At 61.5% G+C, this 23,117-nt stretch carries 18 protein-coding genes; 14 read left to right on the forward strand and 4 right to left on the reverse strand.

Annotation, left to right across the window (positions count from 1 at the left end):
• Positions 1-83: 83 nt before the first annotated feature.
• Together BO74_RS03475 and BO74_RS03480 are read right to left on the reverse strand one after the other, a co-directional pair.
• Complete coding sequence (locus BO74_RS03475) at positions 84-1,568, reverse strand: NAD(P)H-hydrate dehydratase (RefSeq protein WP_496440039.1); 1,485 nt, start codon at positions 1,566-1,568, stop codon at positions 84-86.
• Positions 1,569-1,777: 209 nt separating this feature from the next.
• Positions 1,778-4,051, reverse strand: a complete 2,274-nt coding sequence (locus BO74_RS03480; RefSeq protein ID WP_496440040.1) for an NADP-dependent malic enzyme — start codon at positions 4,049-4,051, stop codon at positions 1,778-1,780.
• A gap of 219 nt (positions 4,052-4,270) precedes the next feature.
• Between BO74_RS03480 and BO74_RS03485 the strand changes: the two genes are divergently transcribed.
• The 8 genes from BO74_RS03485 to BO74_RS03520 all read left to right on the forward strand — a co-directional run bounded on the left by BO74_RS03485 (position 4,271) and on the right by BO74_RS03520 (position 12,965).
• The gene (locus BO74_RS03485) at positions 4,271-5,572 is read left to right on the forward strand and encodes a hypothetical protein (RefSeq protein ID WP_496440041.1); all 1,302 of its coding nucleotides are present in this window, start codon (positions 4,271-4,273) and stop codon (positions 5,570-5,572) included.
• A 454-nt stretch (positions 5,573-6,026) separates the two neighbouring features.
• Positions 6,027-7,472, forward strand: a complete 1,446-nt coding sequence (locus BO74_RS03490) for a DUF2779 domain-containing protein (protein ID WP_496440043.1) — start codon at positions 6,027-6,029, stop codon at positions 7,470-7,472.
• A gap of 2 nt (positions 7,473-7,474) precedes the next feature.
• Positions 7,475-8,446: a helix-turn-helix transcriptional regulator gene (locus BO74_RS03495; protein ID WP_496440045.1), complete on the forward strand. Its 972-nt coding sequence runs from the start codon at positions 7,475-7,477 to the stop codon at positions 8,444-8,446.
• Positions 8,439-8,804, forward strand: a complete 366-nt coding sequence (locus tag BO74_RS03500) for a hypothetical protein (protein WP_496440047.1) — start codon at positions 8,439-8,441, stop codon at positions 8,802-8,804. The genes BO74_RS03495 and BO74_RS03500 overlap by 8 nt, the downstream gene beginning before the upstream one ends.
• Entirely contained in the window at positions 8,797-9,231 is a 435-nt protein-coding gene (locus tag BO74_RS03505) for a hypothetical protein (protein WP_496440048.1), read from the forward strand. The genes BO74_RS03500 and BO74_RS03505 overlap by 8 nt, the downstream gene beginning before the upstream one ends.
• 78 nt (positions 9,232-9,309) lie before the next feature.
• On the forward strand, positions 9,310-10,155 hold the full coding sequence (locus BO74_RS03510; RefSeq protein WP_496440049.1) for a hypothetical protein: 846 nt from the start codon (positions 9,310-9,312) through the stop codon (positions 10,153-10,155).
• A 158-nt stretch (positions 10,156-10,313) separates the two neighbouring features.
• Positions 10,314-10,844: a DUF1643 domain-containing protein gene (locus BO74_RS03515; protein WP_496440051.1), complete on the forward strand. Its 531-nt coding sequence runs from the start codon at positions 10,314-10,316 to the stop codon at positions 10,842-10,844.
• A 546-nt stretch (positions 10,845-11,390) separates the two neighbouring features.
• Positions 11,391-12,965, forward strand: a complete 1,575-nt coding sequence (locus BO74_RS03520) for a DUF4139 domain-containing protein (RefSeq protein ID WP_496440053.1) — start codon at positions 11,391-11,393, stop codon at positions 12,963-12,965.
• A 19-nt stretch (positions 12,966-12,984) separates the two neighbouring features.
• Here BO74_RS03520 and BO74_RS03525 read toward each other — a convergent pair whose 3' ends face one another.
• Positions 12,985-13,626 carry an ATP-binding protein gene (locus BO74_RS03525; protein ID WP_496440216.1) on the reverse strand — a complete coding sequence of 214 codons (642 nt, stop codon included), beginning with the start codon at positions 13,624-13,626 and terminating at the stop codon, positions 12,985-12,987.
• On the opposite strand from BO74_RS03525, the gene BO74_RS03530 reads away from it, so the two are divergent.
• From BO74_RS03530 to BO74_RS03555, 6 genes are all read left to right on the forward strand, one after another.
• Positions 13,545-13,916: a hypothetical protein gene (locus BO74_RS03530; RefSeq protein WP_496440055.1), complete on the forward strand. Its 372-nt coding sequence runs from the start codon at positions 13,545-13,547 to the stop codon at positions 13,914-13,916. The two genes, BO74_RS03525 and BO74_RS03530, sit on opposite strands and share 82 nt — an antisense overlap.
• Positions 13,917-14,254: 338 nt before the next feature.
• A complete protein-coding gene (locus BO74_RS03535; protein WP_496440057.1) occupies positions 14,255-14,398 on the forward strand; it encodes a hypothetical protein in 144 nt (47 codons plus the stop codon).
• 108 nt (positions 14,399-14,506) lie between these two features.
• Positions 14,507-14,620 (forward strand): hypothetical protein, encoded by a 114-nt coding sequence (locus BO74_RS03540; protein ID WP_496440058.1) that lies wholly within the window; start codon positions 14,507-14,509, stop codon positions 14,618-14,620.
• A gap of 158 nt (positions 14,621-14,778) precedes the next feature.
• The gene (locus BO74_RS03545) at positions 14,779-16,110 is read left to right on the forward strand and encodes an efflux RND transporter periplasmic adaptor subunit (RefSeq protein WP_496440059.1); all 1,332 of its coding nucleotides are present in this window, start codon (positions 14,779-14,781) and stop codon (positions 16,108-16,110) included.
• Positions 16,111-16,118: 8 nt separating this feature from the next.
• Positions 16,119-19,277 (forward strand): efflux RND transporter permease subunit, encoded by a 3,159-nt coding sequence (locus BO74_RS03550; RefSeq protein ID WP_496440060.1) that lies wholly within the window; start codon positions 16,119-16,121, stop codon positions 19,275-19,277.
• The gene (locus BO74_RS03555; RefSeq protein ID WP_496440061.1) at positions 19,277-20,647 is read left to right on the forward strand and encodes an efflux transporter outer membrane subunit; all 1,371 of its coding nucleotides are present in this window, start codon (positions 19,277-19,279) and stop codon (positions 20,645-20,647) included. The genes BO74_RS03550 and BO74_RS03555 overlap by 1 nt, the downstream gene beginning before the upstream one ends.
• Here the strand turns inward: BO74_RS03555 and BO74_RS03560 are convergent, their stop codons facing one another.
• Entirely contained in the window at positions 20,648-23,116 is a 2,469-nt protein-coding gene (locus BO74_RS03560) for an EAL domain-containing protein (RefSeq protein WP_496440063.1), read from the reverse strand.
• Position 23,117 lies beyond the last annotated feature (1 nt).

The raw sequence follows: 23,117 nt of genomic DNA on the forward strand, positions 1-23,117 counted from the left end.
AGAGAGAAGCCGCTGTCGGTCGTTCGGGATTCAGGATGGTGGGCGATGTTCCTCGTTCGGAGACTCGAACGATGATGCAGTCGTCATTGATTTGTCCAGGTATTCAGGCAGCTTCGGGCGGCGTCGATCAGTTCGCCCGCGCTTAAACCGATCGGACCGATGCCGGCAGCGACAAGGTGATCGGCGGCAGCGCCGTGCAGGTGCACGGCAGCCAGCAAGGCATCGCGTGCGGAGGCGCCCTGGGCGAGGAGCGTCGCCACGAATCCGGTGAGTACGTCGCCGCTGCCGGCCGTGGCGAGCCCGGGATTGCCGGAGGTGTTGATGAACCAGTCGCCTTTCGGTGTTGCGATGACGGTGCCACAGCCTTTCAGCGCGACGTAAGCGTTGAAGCGGGTAGCGAGCCGGCAGGCCTCACCGATCCGGTCCCTCTGGATCTCGCCGGTGGCGCAGTCGAGCAGGCGTGCCGCTTCCGCAGGATGCGGAGTGAGCAGTGTCGGCGCGTGGCGCCCGGTGACGGCGACGTGGAGTTCGGGGTTCTCGGCAAGGCGGTTCAGCGCGTCGGCGTCGAGAACCAGCGGGATGTCCAGGTGGCAGGCGGTTTCCAGCAGCGCGATCACCTCGCCGTTGTTGCCCATGCCCGGCCCGCAGGCCAGTGCTGTCAGGTCGGTGGCCAGCAGCCGGTCGGGGCGGCGGATCATAAGTTCCGGTTGCAGCGGGTCGAGCGCCGGGGCGCGTTCATCGATCAGCCCGAGGTAGATGCGCCCGCCGCCGAGGCGCAGCGCCGCGCGAGCGGCCAATAACGCGGCGCCAACCATGCCTGCGGAGCCGCCGAGAATGCCGACGTTGCCGAAGCTGCCCTTGTGCGAATTGCGACGGCGCGGTTGCAGCAGGCCGGCGAAAAGATGGGGCGTGATTGTCCGGCCCGATGGCTCACCAAAACGGGACGTGTCAAGGTCGAGCGAAGCGACGCTGACCTCGCCGCAGAAGTCGGGGCCGTCGGCGGTGAACAGGCCGGGCTTTGCAGCGATGAAGGTGATCGTGTGGCTGGCGCGGATGGTGGCGCCGTGCAAACAGCCGGTGTCGGCGTCGAGTCCGCTCGGGCAGTCGAGGGCCAGCAGCGGGCAAGTGTCGCGTTCGGCCAGCGCGTTGGCCTGGTCGATCAGCTCGGCGTACTGTCCGGCGATGTCGCGGGTGAGGCCGATGCCGAACAGGCCATCGACAATCAGCGACCAGCGCTGGGTCGGCGGGATGTCGCTCCGTGTTGTGCCGCCCGCGTCAGTAAAGCGACGATAGGCGGCGGCTGCATCGCGCGGCAGTCGGGCCGCATCGCCGGGAAAAACCACGCAGGTTTCGAAGAACCGCCCGTTCAGCAGTCGCGCAACTTCAAAGGCGTCGCCGCCGTTGTTGCCGGGGCCGGCGAGGATCAGCACGGGGTGGCCGCGGTCGGCACAGAGCTCTGCCGCGAGATCGGCGGCAGCAAGGCCCGCGCGCTGCATCAGCGGAAGTTCGGAGAATGCTGTTTCGATCCGGCGGATGGCCTCGTTGGTATAGAGTGGCTCGGGCAGCATGGCTTGGGCTCGCGAAGCGGAGCGGCCATTCTAGCGCGAAGGCGCGGGTTAGGCGTCCGGGGTAGGGCGATTACTTGAAATGCCACTCCACCGCTGACCAAAGCGTGGAGGTACAGAGACAACGCAGAGAAAACCATTTTGTATCTCTTGCGCTTCCTCTGCGCCTCCGTACCTGTGGTGGGTTCTTGGTTTTACAAAAGCCGGGCCGGCTACTTGCCCGCCGCGTCCACCACCGCCAGCGCCGTCATGTTGACGATCCGCCGCACCGTTGCGGTGTTGGTCAGCACATGCACCGGCCGCGCGGCGCCGAGCAGGATCGGGCCGATGGTGATGCCTTCGCCCACCGTCATCTTGAGCAGGCTGTACGAGATGTTGGCGGCATCGAGGTTCGGCATGATCAGGATGTTGGCCTCGCCGGTGAGCGGCGATTCCGGATCGAACTTGCTGCGGATGGCTTCCGACAGTGCCGCATCGCCGTGCATCTCGCCGTCGGCTTCCACGTCCGGTGCCATCGTCCGGAACAACGCGCCGGCTTCGGCCATCTTCCGCGCCGAGGGCGTGTCCGAGTCGCCGAAGTTCGAATGCGAGAGCATCGCCACCTTCGGCACGATGCCGAAGCGCCGCACGCCATCAGCGGCCATCCGGGCGATCTCGGCCAACTGCTGGGCGTCCGGGTCTGGGTTAACGTGCGTGTCGCAGATGAAGAGCGCGCGGCCCGGCAGAATCAGGTGATTCATCGCGGCCATCGTCGAGCAGCCGGGGGCGGTTCCGATCACGTCGCGTACCTGTTGCAGGTGGTGCATGTAGTGGCCGGTCACGCCGCAGATCAGCCCGTCGGCGTAACCCAGACGGACCAGGATGGCGCCGATGACCGTCGCGTCCTGGCGCAGCGTGGCCCTGGCGGTGTCGATATTCACGCCCGACCGTTTCATGAGGCCGTGATAGTGCCGCCAGGCTTCGTTGTAGCGCGGGTCGTTGTTCGGGTCGACGATCTCGATGTCCTCGCCGATGCGCAGCTTGGAGCCGATGCGTTCGAGCCGCGCAGCGATCACGTCCGGCCGGCCGATCAGGATCGGCTGGGTCAGCCGCTCGTCCAGCACGATCTGCGCAGCGCGCAGCACGCGCTCATCCTCGCCGTCGGAGAAGACGATTTTCTTGGGCTTTCCGGTGCGTGCGGCGTCGAACACCGCGCGCATGCCGACGCCGGTGCGGTAGATGAAGCCCTTGAGTTTCTCCACATAGGCGGCCATGTCGGCGATCGGCCGGCTGGCGACGCCGGATTCCATCGCCGCCTTGGCCACGGCCGGGGCGATGACCAGGATCAGGCGCGGGTCGAAGGGCTTGGGAATCAGGTACTCCGGCCCGAACGACCATTCCTGCCCGGGGTAGGCCGAGGCCACCTCGCTGGTGACCGCCTCGTGCGCCATCGCCGCGATGGCGTGCACGCAGGCCAGCTTCATTTCTTCAGTGATGCGTGTCGCGCCGACATCCAGCGCGCCGCGGAAGATGAAGGGGAAGCAGAGGACGTTGTTGACCTGGTTAGGGTAGTCCGAGCGGCCGGTGGCCATGATCACGTCCGGCCGCGCCTGATGCGCGAGTTCCGGCATGATCTCCGGTGTCGGGTTGGAGAGCGCGAAGACGATCGGCTGCCGCGCCATCGTTGCCACCATCTCGGGCTTCAGTACGCCGGCGGCAGAGAGGCCGAGGAAGATGTCGGCGCCATTGACGGCGTCGGCCAGCGTGCGCGCAGAGGTCTCGCGGGCGTAGCGCGCCTTGTTCGCCTCCATGTTGGCGTCGCGCCCGACGTGGATTACGCCCTTCGAGTCGCAAACCATCACGTTCTCGCGCTGGATGCCGAGGTTGCACCACAGGTCGAGGCAGGAGATCGCCGCCGCGCCGGCGCCCGAACACACCACCTTCACTTGCGCGATGTCCTTGCCGACGACCTTCAATGCGTTGAGCATTGCCGCGGCCGAGATGATCGCCGTGCCGTGCTGGTCGTCGTGGAAGACCGGGATCGACATCCGTTCCTTGAGCTTTTTCTCGATGTAGAAGCACTCCGGCGCCTTGATATCCTCAAGGTTCACGCCACCGAGCGTCGGCTCCAGCGCGGCGACCATCTCGATCAGCTTGTCCGGGTCGTTTTCCGCGAGTTCGATGTCGAAGACGTCGATGCCGGCGAACTTCTTGAACAGGCAGCCCTTGCCCTCCATCACCGGCTTGCCGGCCAGCGGGCCGATGTTGCCGAGGCCGAGCACGGCGGTGCCGTTGGTGACCACGCCGACGAGGTTGGCGCGCGAGGTGTACAGCGCGGCATTGCTCTCGTCCTCGACGATGGCCTCGCAGGCGTAGGCGACGCCGGGGGAGTAGGCGAGCGAGAGGTCGAACTGGTTGGTCAGCGCCTTGGTCGGCTGGATCGAAATTTTTCCGGGCGTGGGGTACTGGTGGTATTCAAGCGCAGCGTCGCGCAGGGTCTTTTCCATGGTTGCCTGGGCTCCTTCGTTGTGTGGTTATCGTTGGGGAACGGCCTGACGAAACTGAGAGAACAGTCATTGGCGGTGGCTGAAATCCTGTCAAGCTAACGGAGTTTAGCAGCAAGGGGCGGGGTGTTCTTTGCCAAAAGCCACAATCTGACGAGGCGGAGCAGTGCAAACGGTAAAATAGTGCTTTCCCCAATTTGACGTTCCGTCGGTTCACGCCGCATGAGTGCAAACTCCGATTTCTCCCCGTTGAACAACCTGCCCGCCGATTGCCGCGACGCGGCGACGCTGCTCAACCGGCAGTGCTTTTGCCAGACTGTCGATCGTGCCGCGCTGAGGCGGTCGTTCGAGGGCGGCGAGGGGCTGTCCGGGTCGGAAATCCTCGCGTCGCGGCCGAACCTGTTTTCTCCTTCACGGGTTTTCGTGGCGCAGGATCACCTCGATGCCATGGCGCGGCTCGTTCGCGTCGTCGAAGGCCTCGTCGGGCTTCCCGCCTGGCAGGAGCGCGTGCTGGCCTATGCGCCGGAGATCGCGCGGCACGTTCCCGGCGCCGCCGGAGCCTTCCTCGGCTACGACTTCCATCTCGACCCAAGCGGCCCGCGCCTGATCGAGATCAACACCAATGCCGGCGGCGGGTTGCTCAACGCCCGGCTGCTCGATGCGCAGATCGCCTGCTGCCCGCAAGTCCAGAGCCGGGGCGCGCAGCGGCACGCGGTCGAGAACGACTTCGTCGCCATGTTCCGCGAGGAGTGGCGGTTGTCGCGCGGGGATGTTCCGCTCAGGCGCATCGCCATCGTCGACGAAACGCCCGCGGAGCAGTTCCTCGCGCCGGAGTTCGAACTCTTCCGGCAACTGTTCGAGGCGCATGGCATCGCTGCATGCATCTGCGCGCCCGAAGCGTTGCGTTTCGACGGCGCGCATTTGACACTCGACGCCGAGGTGATCGACCTTGTCTACAACCGCCTGACCGATTTCGCGCTGGAAGGAGAAGGCAACGCCGTGTTGCGTGCCGCCTATCTCGCCGATGCCGTGGTGCTGACGCCGCACCCGCGCGCGCCTGCGCTGTACGCCGACAAGCGCAATCTGGTGGCGTTGAGCGATGACCCGTGGCTGCAGTCGATCGGCGTCGCTGCCCCCGAACGGGCGCTGCTGCGCACCTGCGTGCCTCCTACCGAAGAAGTGACGCCGGAAAACGCCGAATCCTTCTGGACGACGCGCAAGCAATGGTTCTTCAAGCCCGAAGCCGGTTTCGGCAGCAAGGCGACCTACCGCGGCGACAAGGTGACGAAGCGCGTTTTCGAGGAAATCGCCCGCGGCGGCTTCATCGCCCAGGCGCTGGTTCCGCCCTCCGAACGGCGGCTGATGGTCGATGGCGTCGAACAGCGGCTCAAGCTCGACCTGCGCAATTTTGTCTATCGCGGGCACGTGCAGCTCGTTTCGGCACGGCTGTATCAGGGCCAGACGACCAATTTCCGCACGCGCGGCGGCGGGTTCGCGGCGGTGTTCGCGGTGGGATGCCCGTAGGCTGGCTGTTTATCGATGTAGTTGAGCAGTTTCTTTACGTTCCGGCGAAGGTGCGTTGCGTTGGCGCATGAAAACGCAACTGGAGTACGCGGGATACTTCTGCTTGCGACCCAAAAGAGACATTCATCGTCGCGTTGAGAGGGCGGTAGGTTACTTGGGTAAAGCAGTCGTATAAAGCTGCTTGCAACTCAAGAACCTTGCTTAGCCAGGGAGTATTCAGACGGGGCATCAAGGCAGCATTGACGCCACCCCAAGACAACAACGAAAAAGAAGTACAGCACGTGGGGCGGTTAAACATCCGAACACCGTAATCGTGCGACACAAAATGACGCAAGAAAGGCCATAATCGCATCAGTCCATTCATCTGGTATTGATCGGCCAAAGGGCTAGACATAGCTTTATGCGAACTTTCTCGAAATCGAAACTCGTGGCCTTTCGCCAGTGCCCAAAACGTATGTGGCTGGAAATTCATCATCCGGAACTACGGGAAGACTCGGCGGCAACTCAGGCAAGTTTCAGCGTCGGATTCCAGGTCGGCGATATAGCCCGGAAGGTTTACGACCCTGACGCTTGCGGAGCCATGATCGATATTGAAGCCGAGGGATTCGGTGCGGCTTTTGAACGTAGCAAGGCTTTGATGCAAACGCCACAGCCCGTATTCGAAGCTGGGTTTTCTGCCACTGGAGCGTTGGCCTTCGCAGATGTAATGCGTCCGCAGGAAGTCAATGGTCGCTTGATGTGGCATATGGTAGAGGTGAAATCCTCTACATCGGTAAAGAATTATCACCGTGACGACGTTGCGGTTCAGTCCTACGTTGCTAGGTCGGCGGGAATCGCGCTGGCCTCGGTTGCTCTCGCGCATATCGACAGTTCATGGACCTATCCAGGCGATGGCGATTATCGCGGCTTGCTCAAGGAAAACGACCTGACGGAAGAGGCATTCGCACGGGCCGATGAGGTTGAAAGCTGGATTGCCAAAGCGGCGGCCATTGCAGAGGCCGAATCAGAACCAGCCGTTACAACAGGGGATCAGTGCTGGTCTCCGTTCGAATGTGGCTTCTATGGCTATTGCACCCGCAATGACAACAAGCCGGAATGCCCGGTCAATTGGTTACCCCGGATTACATCGGGCAAGATAAAGGCGCTTGCCGACCAGGGCATTATCGACATGAGAGATGTTCCAGATGCCCTGCTGAACGAGCGACAAGCTCGGGTGAAAGACTACACGTTACACGGTACGGTTTACTTTGACAGAGCGGCCACCGCAGAAGCCTTGGCTGCTTATCCACTTCCTGCCTGTTTTCTGGACTTCGAAACGATCCAGTTCGCCGTACCAATTTGGAAAGGCACGCGCCCGTATCAGCAGATTCCATTTCAGTTCAGTCTGCATGTTCTGGACGAAAGTTGTGAACTGCATCACACCCCGTTCCTGGACCTTTCTGGGAATGATCCGTCCGAAGCTTTTGCTCAGGCATTGCTGGCGGCTTGCGATCATCACGGCCCCGTCTTCGTGTACAACGCCGGCTTCGAAACGGCTCGAATCCGCGAACTTGCCGACCGCTTTCCGCTGCTCAGCGGTGATCTTCTAGCCATCAACGATCGCGTCGTGGATCTTCTCCCCATCGCGCGTGAGCACTATTACCACCCAAGTCAGGAGGGCAGCTGGAGCATCAAGAAGGTCTTGCCGGCAGTCGTTCCCGAACTGCGTTACGACGCGCTCGACGGTGTGCAGGACGGCGGAATGGCAATGGATGCCTTCCTTGAAGGAATTCACCCCGGCACGAGTAGCGTGCGAAAAGCAGAAATCGAACGGCAGTTACTCGCCTATTGCTGCCTCGATACCTATGCGATGGTTCGGCTGTGGCAGGTGTTCGCCGGACGAAACGAACTGAGACTTTGATCATGCCTCGCCGACCTGATTCACTGGAAACGCTACAGATTTCGCTTGAACTGTTGCGGCGCATTCCCCGGGGGCGCTCCGTCACGTCGTCTGAATTGCGCGACCAATTGGCGGAAGCGGGCTACGAGCGGGACATGCGGACCATTCAGCGGCAACTGGAAGTGCTTGCCGAATCCTACGATCTTGAGCGGGACGAGAGCACCAAGCCGTTTCGATACAGTTGGAAGCCGTATGCCAAGGGGCTATCGCTGCCGAGCCTCTCCACGCAGGAGTCGCTTTTGCTGATCCTGGCCGAGCAGCATTTGAATGCGCTGCTGCCAGCCAGGTTAATGAAATCGATGGAAAGCTTCTTTGCTCAGGCCCGTACCCAGATTGGCGACAAGATGGCGACGCAGCGAGAGCGAGAGTGGCTGGGCAAGGTCCGTGTAGTCAGTACGACACAACCGTTGCTACCCCCAAAAATCAGCCCGGACGTTTTCGAACAGGTCAGCAACGCGCTATATGAAAACCGGTGGCTCGAAATCGACTACCAGAATGCGGCCGGGAAACGCGCAAAAAGTCGCGTGATGCCGCTGGGTCTGGCACAACAGGGTACGCGTCTGTATCTCGTTTGCCGGTTCGATGGCTACGACAATGAACGAAGCCTCGCTCTGAACCGAATCGTTACAGCCAGGGCCTCGACCTTCACATTCGAGCGCCCCAAAGAATTCGACCTCAAGAAGTACGACGACGATGGCCGCTTCGGCTTCGGCTACGGCAATGGTGAACGTATTCGCCTGCAATTCAGAATCGACAAGGAGGCTGGACTCCATCTGCTGGAGTCGCCCTTATCTGTCGATCAGGACGTCAAGCAAGTAGGCGACGAGTACGAAATCACGGCAACAGTCGTGGATTCAGCGATGCTGGATTGGTGGTTGAGAGGGTTTGGCAATTCTGTCTCTGAAATTTCAAAAAGGAAGCTATCCGATGACTGAAAGAATCGAGGTGCCTGGCAACTGGATCTGTAATGGCGCTGAGTTAAAGCCGAAATCTGGTGCAAATTCCACCAATACTTGGGTTATGACTGGCAAGGAGATCAAGCCGAAAATAAACGCCTCGTCTTCCAACACCTGGGTTTGGGATGGAAAGGAGCTGAAACCGAAACTGGGAGCACTTTCTTCAAATACTTGGGTGGTCGAGAACAAAAAAGCAAGGCGCAAAAACGGGCGCAACCTCAGCAAATACATACGATGTTGGAGACCTGCCAATTCTCGTGATCGCAGGAAAGTTGGCGCTCAGACTTTGGTAAACGGATGTTGGACACTACTTGAGGAGACAAAAAACGATGAATGATAAATCTCAGCTCTCTTCCGAAACTCAGTATTTCTTCTCCCGCCACTGGGGCCTCGAAGACAAAGCGCCTGAGTGGGATTTTTCTTGGAAATGGGATGGTCCGGTCCCGAACTACAAGCGTGGCGGACTGTACGCTATCTTCAGGTTGGGGGAGCTTTTATACGTGGGGTTGGGGGCAAGCAAAGGAGGCGGAATTTATCGAGACCGCGGAATTAGCCGAAGATTGCTTTCTCACGTTATTCAAATCAGCGAGAACGACGCTTCTGTGTACGAGTTTCAGAAGCGCTGGGCAGTTCTTCAAGCTGATCTTGTCGCGACGATTGGATTTCCCGCTGACTACAACTATCTAGCCTGTGCGCTGGAAGACTATCTGATTGGCAAGCTAAATCCACCTGAAAATCAGATGAAAAGAAGTCGTGGTGATTAACTGCACCTCTATCAGACGCACGGAGAAAATCTCGGGACATGGGTTCGCCAAAGCTGTTTGATGATGAAGGAATGCCCGATGCCTGCAAGCTTTGATGGAAAATTGGTGGTTGCGATTCCGAGAGAAGAGATCTTTCGCGATGTGTTTGAACGCGACGCTGGTATTTGCCAATACTGCAACGAAGACCTGCTGTGGTCATACTCGATCTTTTCGACGACAAAGTTTGATCGCATTCCAGCAGCCGAGGATGGCTGGGTAACCTGCTGCGAAGCGTGCCACAACGCGCTAAAGGAATGCGCCCACTCCTCGTTCGAAGCACGTAAAGCATATGTCCAGCAGCATGCCTTGTCTGGGATTGAAGCATTCCGCGCGACAGCCGAAAGAATCAGGGCAAATCCTCGAGGACTTGGCATTGTTGGTCGACTAGTAGGTGCCGGATTGCTGCGAAACGATGATGTCATTTCTTTGGAGTATTTATTACCAAGCTTCCTTCAACATCATCCGGGCGACCCAGCCTATCAAGCGACAGTTTATTACTCACCAACGCGGGGAACCGATGTGATCTATTTGCATGACGAGAGTTTGCATCGACTCGAATTCTTGACGTTCGCCATCTTTCAGCAAGGACACGTCAATGCGCCATATCGCAAGACTCGATTCAGTTGGGGTATCTGTCCTGCCGATCATTGGGCTACGAAAGATAGGATCAGCCTGACCGAGTTACAGGTGAAACTGGATTGGGATGACTTGCAATCTGATGAGGATCATTGGAGTCCAGATGCGCTAATTGAAGAAGCGAAGGCTGCACTGCCCGTTGGCGAACAATACCCTGTGAGTTTCTTGCAACGGCGATTCCGGTTAGGGTACGCCCGCACATGTCGGCTGTACCAAGCGATACAGTACGCAGAGAGCCCTTCCGGCTAGAGCCGATGAGTTCCCGTTGGCCCTCTGGCAGGTTTTAGAGTCGACTTTTGAAAGCCACATGATCTTTCTGTCATTCCGTGCGCTAAAAGCACTTGGAGCGTACTGAAGTTATGGGCAACAACGTGGACTTTTTTGCGTCCGAATATCAAGGACTACACATGTACGACATTTACTCAAACGACCGAAACGATACATTGCGCTTCACTCTGGGGAAGAGTGGCTCACGAAAACTGCTCACCGTTGGGCTTAATCCCAGTACAGCAACACAAGAGACGTCCGACACAACGGTTGCCAAAGTCGAAGGTGTTGCAAAGCGGACTGGATTTGACGGATTCGTCATGCTGAATCTCTATCCAATCCGTTCCACCGACTTCAATGCATTATCTCCTGATGTAGATGCTGAAGCGTTCTCCGAGAACTTGAACCGTATAGAGACGCTTGTTGCAGCGGAACCAACGCCAGTGGTCTGGGCTGCGTGGGGTGAAAATATCTCTGCAAGAAGCTATTTCGTTGCCGCCGTAAGTCAGTTATTCGGTCGGTTACAAAAATACGGGACAGTTTGGCAACACTTCGGCACGCTAACCAACTCTGGGCATCCACGGCATCCGTCACGTCTACACTATGCTTGGTCGTTTTCCGCGCTTGATGCACAGCGCTATGCGCAAACACTCCGCACCTCACACCGCTAGCCTATGAGAGATCCCGAGCGAATCGACCGCACCCTCACTGCGTTGAAGCGAGTCTGGGAGGAACATCCTGATCTACGTTTGGGTCAGTTGGTCGTCGTAGCTGTCAAGCCAAAGGAGCCATGTCCGGAAGTCTTCTACGTAGAGGACGATGTGCTTCTCGAAAGCCTGCTCGACTACGAGCGGAAGGGCAACGCATCCAAATGAATTGGTTTGCGCTAAGTTGAATATCCGCTGCTTTCAACAAGAATCAGCACCAACCATTCCGATGGCGGGTGTCTGGGAGAACCTGCCATCCCATAGCCAATCAACACGAGTGGGTGAATTTCCGCTCCTGGCCGACTGCCTCCCCAAAGTTTCAAAAAGAATAAGCTGCAAGCTCCCTATTTAGACGCCGTACGGATCAACCTGTCTTCGGCTCCGGGAAGCTGTCGAGTCAAATACGGCGACTCCCGTACCATGTACGTGGCCTTTCTCGCCGGATGGCCCCGCGGTATGCTTCTGTCGTCTGTTGGCCGCCCGGCCACGATTCCTTCCCCGGAGGTGTTCATGCTTCGCCGAATTGTCTTTTCGATGCTGTTCTTCGTCCCGCTGGCGCAGGCTGACGTCGAGGCGCCCATTACGCAGGTGATCCTCTATCCGGGCGCAGCCACCGTCGAACGTTCTGCCGAGGTCGCGGCGGGAACGCGCTTGCTGGAGGTCGGTGGTCTGCCGGCCAACTTCGATACGAAAACCCTGCAGGTGCAGGCGGACAAGGGAATCCGCGTCGGGCAGATCATGGTCAAGGACGTGACGAGTGGCAGCGAAGGTGTTCATCCGCGTGAAAAGGCGCTGAAAAAGACGATTCTCGAACTCCAGGATCGGATCGAGGCGCTCGACATCGAGGTCCGGTCCGCCAGCCTGGTGACGGGCTACCTCGGGCGGCTGGAAAACGGGGAAAAGGCGGTGCTGGATGGCAAGGCGCTGCGCGGCGTTGCCGACGGCATCGAGGCAGCGGGGAAGGGGGCTTTCCAGCGTGCGCAGGCGGCGGAGGTTCGCAAGCGTGCGATCAAGGAGGAGCTCGACAAGGCTGAATTCGAGCTGGCGCAGTTGAAGAGTGGCGCCCGCAGTTTCCGCCGTCTCAGCGTGCAGCTGGCGGCCGAGCAGACCGGTCGGGTCCGCCTGATCTATCAGGTCAATCGGGCGGGCTGGCAGCCGGCCTATCGTGCCTCGCTTGATTCGGGACGTTCGGCGCTCGATCTGGAACGGTTGGCCTTGGTGTCGCAGAAAACCGGTGAGGACTGGGCTGGCGTCAGGCTCAAGCTGTCGACCGGGCAACCGCAGGCGTTTCGCGCGCTGGCTGATCCGCAGACACGTCGCCTTGTCTATCATCGGCCTGTCTCGCAGGACGAGTTGCGACGTTCCCGAGCCGTTCTGGCCGAAGCCGCTCCGGCCCCCGCGCCGATTATGAAGCGGGCCGCGAAGGACAGGGATGACTATGTCGTGCCTGTCATCGAAACCCAGGGGGGGTATGCGACCGAATTCGAGGTGCCAGGAACCGTGACGCTGGCGGCGGACGGTCGTGAAATCGCCGTGTCGCTGAGCAAGCAGGCAGTGACCGCATCGCAGCGCGTGCAGATTACGCCGTCGCTGCAGCCTTTCGGCGTGCTGGTCGCCGAGTTCGAACGTCCGCCGGGAGTCTGGTTGCCGGGCAATGTCCAGTTGTTCCGGGACGGAGGCTACGTCGGGGAGACGCGCTGGAATCCCGTCGGTTCAGAGCGCTTTACGCTGGGGTTCGGACAGGACGATCTGTTGCGAGTCACGGTCGATCGCAAGGTACTGCAGGACGGCTCGGAGGGCTTTACCGGCCAGCGGTTGCTACGCAAGGTCGGTGACGTCTATTCGCTGACCAGCTTGCACCGAAATCCCGTTGATGTGCTGGTGCTGGAGCCGTCGCCAGTGGCACAGTCGGAGGAAATCGAGGTCGAGCGGACATTTGAACCGCAACCGGGGGGCGATTCCTGGAAGGATCGCCCCGGGGTTGTCTTCTGGAACAAGGCGCTCGCGCCCAACGAAACCTGGAAGATCGGGGTGGATTACACGATCACCTATCCGAAGGAAGGCTCGGTCAGCGGTTTGCCGTGAGTCTTCGGGTTCATCGGCGTTACTCTTCCGGGCGAGGGAGTGCGATCGCGGCGATGAGGCCGCCGCCCTCCCGGTTTTTCAGAACGAGCCGCCCTCGACGCAGTGCGGCGATCCGGTCGACGATGGCGAGCCCCAATCCGGCTCCGGATTGATGGGGCCCGGCGGTCGTCCGCCGTGTGAACGGCCGGCGGATGCCGTCGAGTTCCGCTTCGGGCCCCCCGGAGCCGCGATCGAGAATGGAAAAGATCACCTGTTCGCCTGTCATTTCCAGGCGCAGGGCGATGTCGCCGCCGGCGTAGCGGCAGGCGTTCTCGACGAGGTTGGCAATGGCTCGGCGCAGCGCGACGGGGCGGATCAGCAGCGGTTCGGCGGGATGCAGGTCGAGCGTGAGACGGCAACCGTCCTTCCCGGCATATTCCTGAACTATCGATGTTGCCAGTTCGGCCGTGTCGCACCATTGCAGTGTTTCGTTGCTGCCGATGCGGGCGAAGTCGATGAACTGGCCGATGACGGCATCGGCGGTATCGTCAGGCGCAGCAAGGTGCTGATACTGACGGCGCGCAGGACGAACTGGCCGACATGGGCGGTAATGGCTTGAGTTGTGCTGCGTGGTCGCAGAAGGTCGATCTCTTGCAGAAACGCGCCAATGGAAGAAATTCAGGGCCGGCTCCGGATCTGAAAGACCTGGCCTACGGTCCGCAGGCGCGGCAGAAACTGGATGTGTATCGACCAGAACCGGTGGGTGATAAAGGCAACGCGCCGATCATTCTGATGGTTCACGGTGGAGGCTGGTGCGTGGGTGACAAGGTGGGTGCGAAAGTGGTTGCCAACAATGTTGGGCGCTGGGTACCGAAGGGATTCATCGTTGTTTCCGTCAACTATCCGGTGGTTGGAGATGGGAGCGATGCGCTGGAGCAGGCCCAGCACATCGCTATTGCTTCGGCACGATGAAGTATAAAGACCTCGTCATACCGGCGCAGGCCGGTATCCAGTATCGGAGAGCAATCGCCGACTGGACCCTGGCCTTCGCCGGGGTGACGAATTCAGACATTACCTTGCCGAATCAATAAAGCGATGGCCTTCGTGCAAGCACGGGCCAGTGAGTGGGACGGTGATCCGCAACGGGTGATCCTGATGGGGCATTCGGCGCGACGGAAGCGCAATGGGTCGCGGCTTCCCCGTTCCACAAACTGGACCGCAGGGCCGCGCCGTGGCTCGGCGTCTGCTCGACCACGCGCAAGGATGACCCGTGCGGGCAGGCCAAGGCTTACGCGGAGAAAAGAAACGCCTTGGGCGTTCGGGCGTCGGTGTTGTCGCAGCGCAAAAGCCACGGTGCGATCAACGAGGAACTCGGCCTGCCCGGTGACTACACGCGGGACGTGGAAGTGTTCATGGCGGCGCTCGATCCGGTGGTCGCCCGATTGCTTCGGTAGCGACTGGGCTTCTGCGAAATTCCGGGGTTTTCGGTTAATGTCAGTCTCCATTGCTGCCATCCGCCACCGTAGGGGGGCGTCAGCGAGACGCCGCAGGATACCGACACCTTGTACATGGGGATTGCCTTTGCCGTTCGAGAAAAGGCGAATTGCACCGGGATGAGGGTAGGGGCGGTGATCGTCCGTGATAATCGGGTGATTTCTACCGGTTACATCACTTGATTTGCGGGGAAGTCTCCATATAAGCATTTCCTCAAGTTGGTCGGTCCGGCGTTTGAAACGTTTGGAAATATTTGCCTCGCAGGGCGAAATCGTTTGCAACCGGCCGGCCTCGATAATGCCGAGGTGAATTCTTCAGTCGGGTCGCAAACGTGTTGGTGGTGCGCGACTCGTTTCCATTTCTGTTCGTGGTCGTGATACAGCCAGTATCCGCGGTGTCGGCGGATGGCATCACGGCGAAACCGGTCATCGAGGAGCTTTCCGTGAGCGTCGAGCGCGTCCCCAAGTCTTTCCGTTTGTCTTCCCTGGCACTGGTCGCCGCGCTGGCGGTGGGCAGTTTTTCCCTCTCCGGCTGCAACGAGAGTCAGTCGGCCGTCAATACGGCACCGAAAGAGCCGGAAGTCGGCGTCGTCACGCTGGCTCCGCAATCCGCTACGTTGAGCACAGAGCTTGCCGGCCGTACCGCGGCGCGGATGGTCGCGCAGATCCGGCCGCAGGTCGGCGGCATCGTGCAGAAACGTGCCTTTACCGAGGGGGCGATGGTCATAGCGGGCGAGTTGCTCTATCAGATAGACGCGGCGAGTTATCAGGCCGCGCAGGCCAGCGCCAGGGCGAGTCTGGCGCGTGCCGAAGCGACGGCCAGCGCGGCGCGGCTGAAGGCCAGGCGGCAGACCGAGTTGTTTGCCATTGAGGCGATCAGCCAGCAGGACAAGGAGGATGCACAGACGGCGCTGCAGCAGGCCGAAGCCGATGTCGCCTCGGCGCGCGCCGCGCTGGATACGGCGACGATCAATCTCGAACGCACGCGCATCGTCTCGCCGATCGCCGGTCGCGTCGAAGTCTCGACGGTGACGCCGGGGGCGCTGGTCACGGCCAATCAGGAAACCGCGCTGACCACCGTGCAGCAGCTCGACCCGATCTACGTCGACATCCCGCAATCGAGCCTGGAAGTGCTGCAACTGAGGAAGGCACTGGCCAGCGGCGCGCTCAAGAGCGAGGGCGACAGTGCACGCGTCCAGCTCATCCTCGAAGACGGTAGCACCTATGCGCACGAGGGCAAGCTGCAGTTCGCCGGGGTTACGGTCAATACGACGACTGGCGCCGTGACGCTGCGCGCGTTGGTTCCCAATCCCGAGCGCCTGCTGATGCCCGGCATGTATGTGCGCGCCAAGCTCGACAAGGGCACTGCGCCCGACGCGCTGCTCGTGCCGCAACCGGGTATCGGTCGCGACAGCACCGGCAAGGCGACCGCATTAGTCGTGACGTCGGAGAACAAGGTCGAGCAGCGCAAGGTGGTCGTTGCCGAGGCGATCGGGAGCAACTGGCGCGTCACCGATGGTTTGTTGGCCGGGGATCGCGTCATCGTCGAAGGCAGCGGCAAGGTGCGGCCCGGCCAGAGCGTACGCGTGGTCGATGTGCCGTCGGTCGCCAGTGGTGCGACGTCCCTTGATGGTGTGGCGGCGAAGGCTGCGACCACCGTCGCAGCGAAGTAGGAGACGTCATGGCCCGATTTTTCATCGACCGGCCCATCTTTGCGTGGGTCCTCGCCATCCTCATCATGATTGCCGGCGTGCTGTCGATTCGCCAGCTGTCGCTCGAGCAATATCCGGACATCGCGCCGCCGCAGGTTTCTGTTTCGGCCACCTACAACGGTGCTTCGGCGAAGACCGTCGAGGACTCCGTCACGCAGGTCATCGAGCAACAGATGAAGGGGCTCGACCACCTGCAGTCGATGTCGTCGAGCAGCACGTCCAGTGGCCGTGCCCGTGTCACGCTCAGCTTCACGGCCGGGACGAATTCCGACGTGGCGCTGATGCAGGTGCAGAACAAGGTGCAGCAGGCGATGTCGCGCCTGCCTCAGTCGGTGCAGAACCAGGGCGTGACCGTCACCAAGTCCGGCGACGACAACCTGCTCGTCGTCTCGCTGGTCTCCGACGACCCGACCATCACGTCGGTGGATATCGGCGACTATATTTCGTCCAACCTCGTTGACGTGATCAGCCGTATCGACGGCGTCGGCGAAGTGCAGACCTACGGTTCCGGCTACGCGATGCGCATCTGGCTCGATCCGGGCAAGCTGCAGAAGTACGCGTTGATCCCGTCCGACATCACCTCGGCGCTGACCGCGCAGAACACGCAGATTTCGGCCGGGCAACTCGGCGCGCTGCCGGCTCCTTCCGAGCAGCTGATCAATGCGACGATTTCGGCGCGCAGCCGCCTGACGACCGTCGATGAATTCAGGAACGTGGTGATCAAGTCCTCCAGTGACGGTACAGTGATCCGTCTTTCCGACGTCGCCCGCGTCGAGCTTGGCGCGGATAACTACACGGTCACCGGCCGTCTCAACGGCAAGCCGACCACCGGCATGGCCATCAAGCTCGCCGACGGTGCCAACGCGCTCGGCGTCGCCGATGCCGTGAAGGCCAAGGTTGCGGCGCTGGAGCCATTCTTCCCCAACCAGATGCACTCGGTCGTTCCCTACGACACGACGCCGTTCGTCAAGGTGTCGATCGAGGAGGTGGTGATCACGCTGATCGAGGCCGTCGCTCTGGTCGTCGCCGTGATGTACCTGTTCATGCAGAACCTGCGCGCGACGCTGATCCCGGCGATCACCGTGCCGGTCGTGCTGCTCGGTACCTTCGGCGTGCTCGCCGCGTTCGGCTACTCGATCAACACGCTGACCATGTTCGGCATGGTGCTGGCCATCGGGCTGCTGGTGGACGACGCGATCGTCGTCGTCGAGAACGTCGAACGGCTGATGACCGAACGCAGGCTGGATGCGCGGGAAGCGACGCGCGAATCTATGAAGGAGATTGCCGGCGCGCTGGTCGGCATCGCGCTGGTCTTGTCGGCCGTGTTTATCCCGATGGCCTTCTTCGGCGGCTCGACCGGCGTCATCTACCGCCAGTTCTCGATCACCATCGTCGCCTCGATGCTGCTCTCGGTCTTCGTCGCGATGACCCTGACTCCGGCGTTGTGCGCGTCGCTGTTGCGTCTCTCGGACGTCGACCACCATGAAGACACCACGCCGCATGGCCCGCTCCAGCGCTTCTTCGCCTGGTTCAACCATTCGTTTGTAACAGGCAACGCTCGCTATGAAAAAGGCGTGGGTGGCATTCTGCAGCGCGGCAAGCGGTTCATGCTGATCTACGCACTGATCCTCGGCGCGCTCGGTATTTCCTTCGTCAAGCTGCCTACCTCGTTCCTGCCACAGGAGGACCAGGGGCGGCTGATGATGTCGATCCAGTTGCCGTCCGGGGCGTCATACGCCCGCACCGACGCCGTGCTGCGTCAGGTCGAAAGCTATCTGTCTGAGCAGACCGAGGTGACCGATTTCATGACCGTCGTCGGCATTAACGGCGACCAGGCGTCGGCCAACGGCTTCATCAAGCTGAAGGACTGGGGCGAGCGCAAGGGCAAGGGGCAGGACGCCGCGTCGCTGGCGCGCAAGATGACGGCCGATTTGAGCCAGATCCGCGATGCGCGCGTCTTCATCATCATGCCGGCGCTCATCCGCGGCCTCGGCTCGAGCGCCGGCTTTACCGTCGAATTGCAGGATCTGGCCGGCAACGGGCACGACGCGCTGGTCAAGGCGCGGGACCAGTTCATGAAACTCGCTCGCGAGGACAAGCGGCTGGCGCAGGTGCGCCTGAGCGGTCTGGATGACGTGGCGCAGTTCTCGGTGAAGATCGACGACAACAAGGCATCGGCGCTGAAGCTGGCGACCAGCGACGTCAATAGCACGCTGTCGACCGCGCTCGGTGGCAGCTATGTCAACGACTTCATCGACCGCTCTCGCGTCAAGAAGGTCTACGTGCAGGGCGATTCCGCCTTCCGCATGAAGCCGGAGGATCTCGGGCAATGGCATGTGCGCAACTCACTCGGCGAAATGGTCCCCTTTTCGACCTTTTCGAGCACCGGTTGGACCTACGGCTCGCCGCGCCTGGAGCGCTACAGCGGCATGTCGTCCTACGAAGTCGTCGGCTCGGCCGCCGAGGGCGTGAGCTCCGGCGACGCCATGAAAGCCGTCGAGGAGGTCATCAAGCAATTGCCGCCCGGCATCAGCTACGAATGGGCTGGCCAGTCCTACCAGGAGCGCCTCGCCGGTTCGCAGGCGCCGGCGCTCTACGCGATCTCGATCCTCTTCGTCTTCCTCTGCCTTGCCGCGTTGTACGAGAGCTGGACGGTGCCGTTCTCGGTGCTGCTCGTCGTCCCGCTTGGCGTGATTGGCGCGGTGGCGGCGACCTGGCTGGCCGGACTCGAAAACGACGTCTATTTCCAGATCGGCCTGCTGACCACCGTCGGCCTGTCGGCGAAGAACGCGATCCTGATCGTCGAGTTCGCCAAGGCATTACGCGAGCAGGGCAGGTCGCTGCGCGACGCCACGCTCGAGGCGGTGCGCCTGCGTCTGCGTCCGATCCTGATGACCTCGCTGGCCTTCATGTTCGGCGTGCTGCCGCTGGCCTTCAGTAGCGGTGCCGGCTCGGCCAGTCGCCGCGCGATCGGCACCGGCGTGCTCGGCGGCATGGCGACGGCCACGGTGCTCGGCCTCACCTTCGTACCGCTTTTCTATGTCCTCGTTTGCCGGCTGTTCGAACGGCGGCGCAAGGCCCCCAACGTGTCGGGCCTGGTTGCCGCGAACGCCGAAGGAGATGCCTGATGCGTCCTCATGTTATTGCTCTATCGCTCTGCCTCGCCCTGCTTGGTGGCTGTGCCAACCTTGCGCCGGACTACGTGCGGCCGGAAATGCCAGTGCCGACATCCGTCGATGGCCGTGCCGTGGCGTCCAAAACCGTTGAACGGCTCGATTGGCAGCGCGTAATCACCAATGAACGACTGAAAAAGGTTGTCGCGCTGGCGCTGGAGAACAACCGCGATCTGCGCGTTGCCGCGCTGAACATCGAGAAGGCGCGCGCGCAGTACCAGATCGAAGGTGCCGCGCTGTTGCCGGCGGTCAGCGCCTCCGCCGGTGGCAGTTCCTCGCGCTACGAAGGCAGCATTTCACGAAAGTACAGCGTCGGCCTCGGCGTGACCTCGTACGAACTGGACTTCTTCGGGCGTTTGTCCAATCTGAAAGAGGCTGCCCTGCAGGATTTTCTGGCGCTCGAGGCGACGAAAGACAGCGTGCACAACAGCCTGATCGCCGAGGTGACCAACGCCTGGCTGACGCTGGCGGCGGACCAGGATCTGCTGAAACTGGCGAAGGAAACCTACGAGAGCCGCAGCAAGACGCTGGAACTTACGCGCAAGCAGCAGGAACTCGGTGGCTCGTCCCGCCTCACGGTTGTGCAGGCGCAGGCAACGACCGAAGCGGCTCGCGGCGACATGGCGAACTACCAGGGCTTGGTCGAGCAGGCGGGCAATGCGCTGAGTTTGTTGGTCGGCACTACCGTGCCGAAGGATCTCCTTCCGGAGCAACAAGGTGGTGTCGGCGTCAGCGCGCTGGCGCTGGTGGAGGTGCCGGCTGGCTTGTCGTCGGAAGTACTGCTCCGCCGCCCCGACATCGTCTCCGCCGAGCACACGCTGATCGGCTACCACGCCGACATCGGCGCGGCGCGGGCGGCCTTCTTCCCTTCGATCACGCTGACCGGTACCGTCGGGACGGCGAGTTCCAGTCTGAATGGCCTGTTCGACGCGGCAACCCGGGCGTGGACCTTCGTGCCGACGCTGACGCTGCCGATTTTCAACGCCGGCAAGCTGAGCGCCGCGCTGTCGGTGGCGGAAACGACCCGCGACATCCAGGTGGCAGCTTACGAGAAGACCGTGCAGACGGCGTTCCGCGAGGTCGGCGATGCCTTGTCGGTACGGGGGACGCTGGCGGAGCGTATGGCCGCACAAAGGGCGGAAGTCGATGCCTATGCCAGCAGCCTGAAGCTGTCGACTGAGCGCTACCGTTCCGGTGCCGACAGCTATCTCAATGTCCTGGATTCGCAGCGCTCGCTCTACACCGCGCAAAAGAGTCTGATCGCCCTGCAACTGACCGAGCAGAGCAACCGCATGACGCTGTTCAAGGTGCTGGGCGGGGGGTGATCACCGTCGCTTTTCGATCGCGCGCTGGAGGCCGGTGACCAGCGCATCCACGGCTTCCCGGAATACGTTGATGTGCGGCGCCGGATCGGGTTGGCTGCCGGGATCATTGGCAGCCATGTCGTGGGCCAGCCGGTGTACGTTGTCGTGCAGGCGTTCCAGTTCCCGCCGGGTGGCCTGGCTGATCTTTCTTTCCGCCCGGGCGGAGCGTAACCAGTCGCCGAGCTGGCAGGGATGGCGGAGTGCCGGGATTTCCCTTCGGTTGATCCTTGCGGCGGCCACGACGTCCATGGTCCAGGCGCGGTGCTCGGTGATGGCGTAGAGCAGCGGCAAGGCGTCGCGCGGGACCTGGCGGGTGCTGCGCCACAGCGTGTCGGGGAGCCAGTTCTCTACCCAGCCCTTCAACTCGTTGCCCGGCATGGGCTTGGCGATTCCATACCCCTGGCCGAATTCGCAGCCCAGTTGCAGCAACATGCGGCCGTGTTCCGGCGATTCGACGCCTTCGGCGATGATCTGGAGGTCGAAGGCGGTGGCCAGGCTGATCACGCCGTCGAGAATGGTGAGGTCGTCGGGATCGACGAGCATGTCGTTGACGAAGCTCCGGTCGAGCTTGATCTGATCGACCGGCAGGCGTTTGAGGTAGCTCAGCGACGAATAGCCGGTCCCGAAATCGTCGAGCGAAAAGCGGACACCCCGGCTTCGGCATTCGTCGATTACCCGGGAAACCTGCGCGAGGTCTTCCAGCGCGCTCGTTTCGAGGATCTCGATCTCCAGCCGGTCGGGCGGGATCGCCGGGTGCTGCGCGAGGAGTTCGAACAGTCGTGGGGAAAACGTCGGGTGCAGAAGATGCCCGGCGCAGACGTTGACGCTGACCGGAATCTTCAGTCCAGCATCCTGCCATGCGTCGATCTGGGCGAGTGCGGCGTCAATGACCCATTCGCCGAGGTCGACGGCCATTGCGTGGTTTTCGATGACCGGCAGGAAGACGCCCGGCGGGAGCAATCCCCGCTGCGGATGCTGCCAGCGGATCAGCGCCTCGACACCGATGATTTCGCCGGAGTGCATGTTGACCTTGGGTTGGTAGTGGAGGACGAACTGCCGCGCGCCCAGTGCCAGCCGGATGTGTTCGAGACTCTCGTGCATGCCGCGTGCCGTGCGGTCTTTTTCCGTGTCGAAGAGATGAAAGCGGTTTTTCCCGGCGAGCTTGGCCTGATACATCGCCTGGTCGGCCTGGCGCAGCAACTGATCTGCATCGACCTCGTTGGCTTGCGGATAGAAGGTGGCGCCGAGGCTGGCCGTGACGCCCAGCGTCAGGTCGCCGAGCTGCACCGGCTCTGCGGCGGCGGCGAGCAGGCGCGTCAGCAGAGGCACGCCAGCCGCATTGTCCGGCAGGTCGGGCAGCACGGCGATGAACTCGTCGCCGCCGAGCCGGGCGAACGTGTCGCCTTCTCGCAGCATCTGCTTCAACCGGCCCGCCAGCGCCACGAGAAACTGATCGCCGATGCCGTGCCCGTAGCGGTCATTTACGGCCTTGAAACCGTCGAGATCGAGGTAGGCGACTGCGAGCAACTGGCCGCGCCGCCGTGCCTGCGTCATCGCCAGATTCAGCCGGTCGGCGAGCAGTACCCGGTTGGGCAGCGCGGTGAGCATGTCGTAGTGGGCGAGATACTGGAGATGTGCTTCGCGCTCCTTCAGCGGCGTGATATCGGTCGATATGCCACACAGCGCGTAGATGCGGCCTTCACCGTCGACGAGCGGGATCTTCGTCGAGCGGTAGGTAATCGTCTTCCCCGTGGCGAGGATCGTGTTGGTTTCCTCCGTCAGCAGTGTTTCACCATAGTCGATGACGCGCGCGTCGTTCCTCCTGATCGCCTCAGCCGTGGCCGCGTCGAAAAACTCGCTGTCTTCGCGGCCGATGATGCCGGCGGCCTCGCGTCCCAGAAGCTGCCTGACGGCGCGGTTGGCGAACAGATAGCGATAGCGGTCATCCTTCAGATAGATGCAGGCATCGACACTGTCGAGGATGGTCTGCAGCTTGTTCTCGCTCTCGGCCAGCAGGGCGACCTGTTCGTGCAGCGCGTTGGTGATGCGCTGATAGTCTTTGGAACGCAGGGCTTGTTCGGCGACGAGGCGCTCCTGCGCCAGGGTGGCGACATGTGCTTCGTTACGGAACCGGCTTGCGCTATCGATCGCTTCACAGGCAATCTGGAGGAGCAGCGTTCCGTGATTGACCGTCTCCCGGGGCAGGCCGACGTGCCAAAGCAGAGGACCGAGTTGTTCGACCGCCGGGGCGCCGAAGGTGACAACAATGCCCTCGACCCGCGCGCAAAAGTCCGGCAGAAGCGCGCACGCCGTCTCGCGATCCGGCGCGAGCAGCACGATGCTGCCCGAGAGCAGTTCCCGCTTGCCGATCGGTCCGGTTTCGAAGCCGGCGGGCGGCGCCGGGATCAGGCTGAGGTAGCGCGGTTTCATG

The sequence above is a fragment of the Propionivibrio pelophilus DSM 12018 genome, from assembly GCF_059569095.1.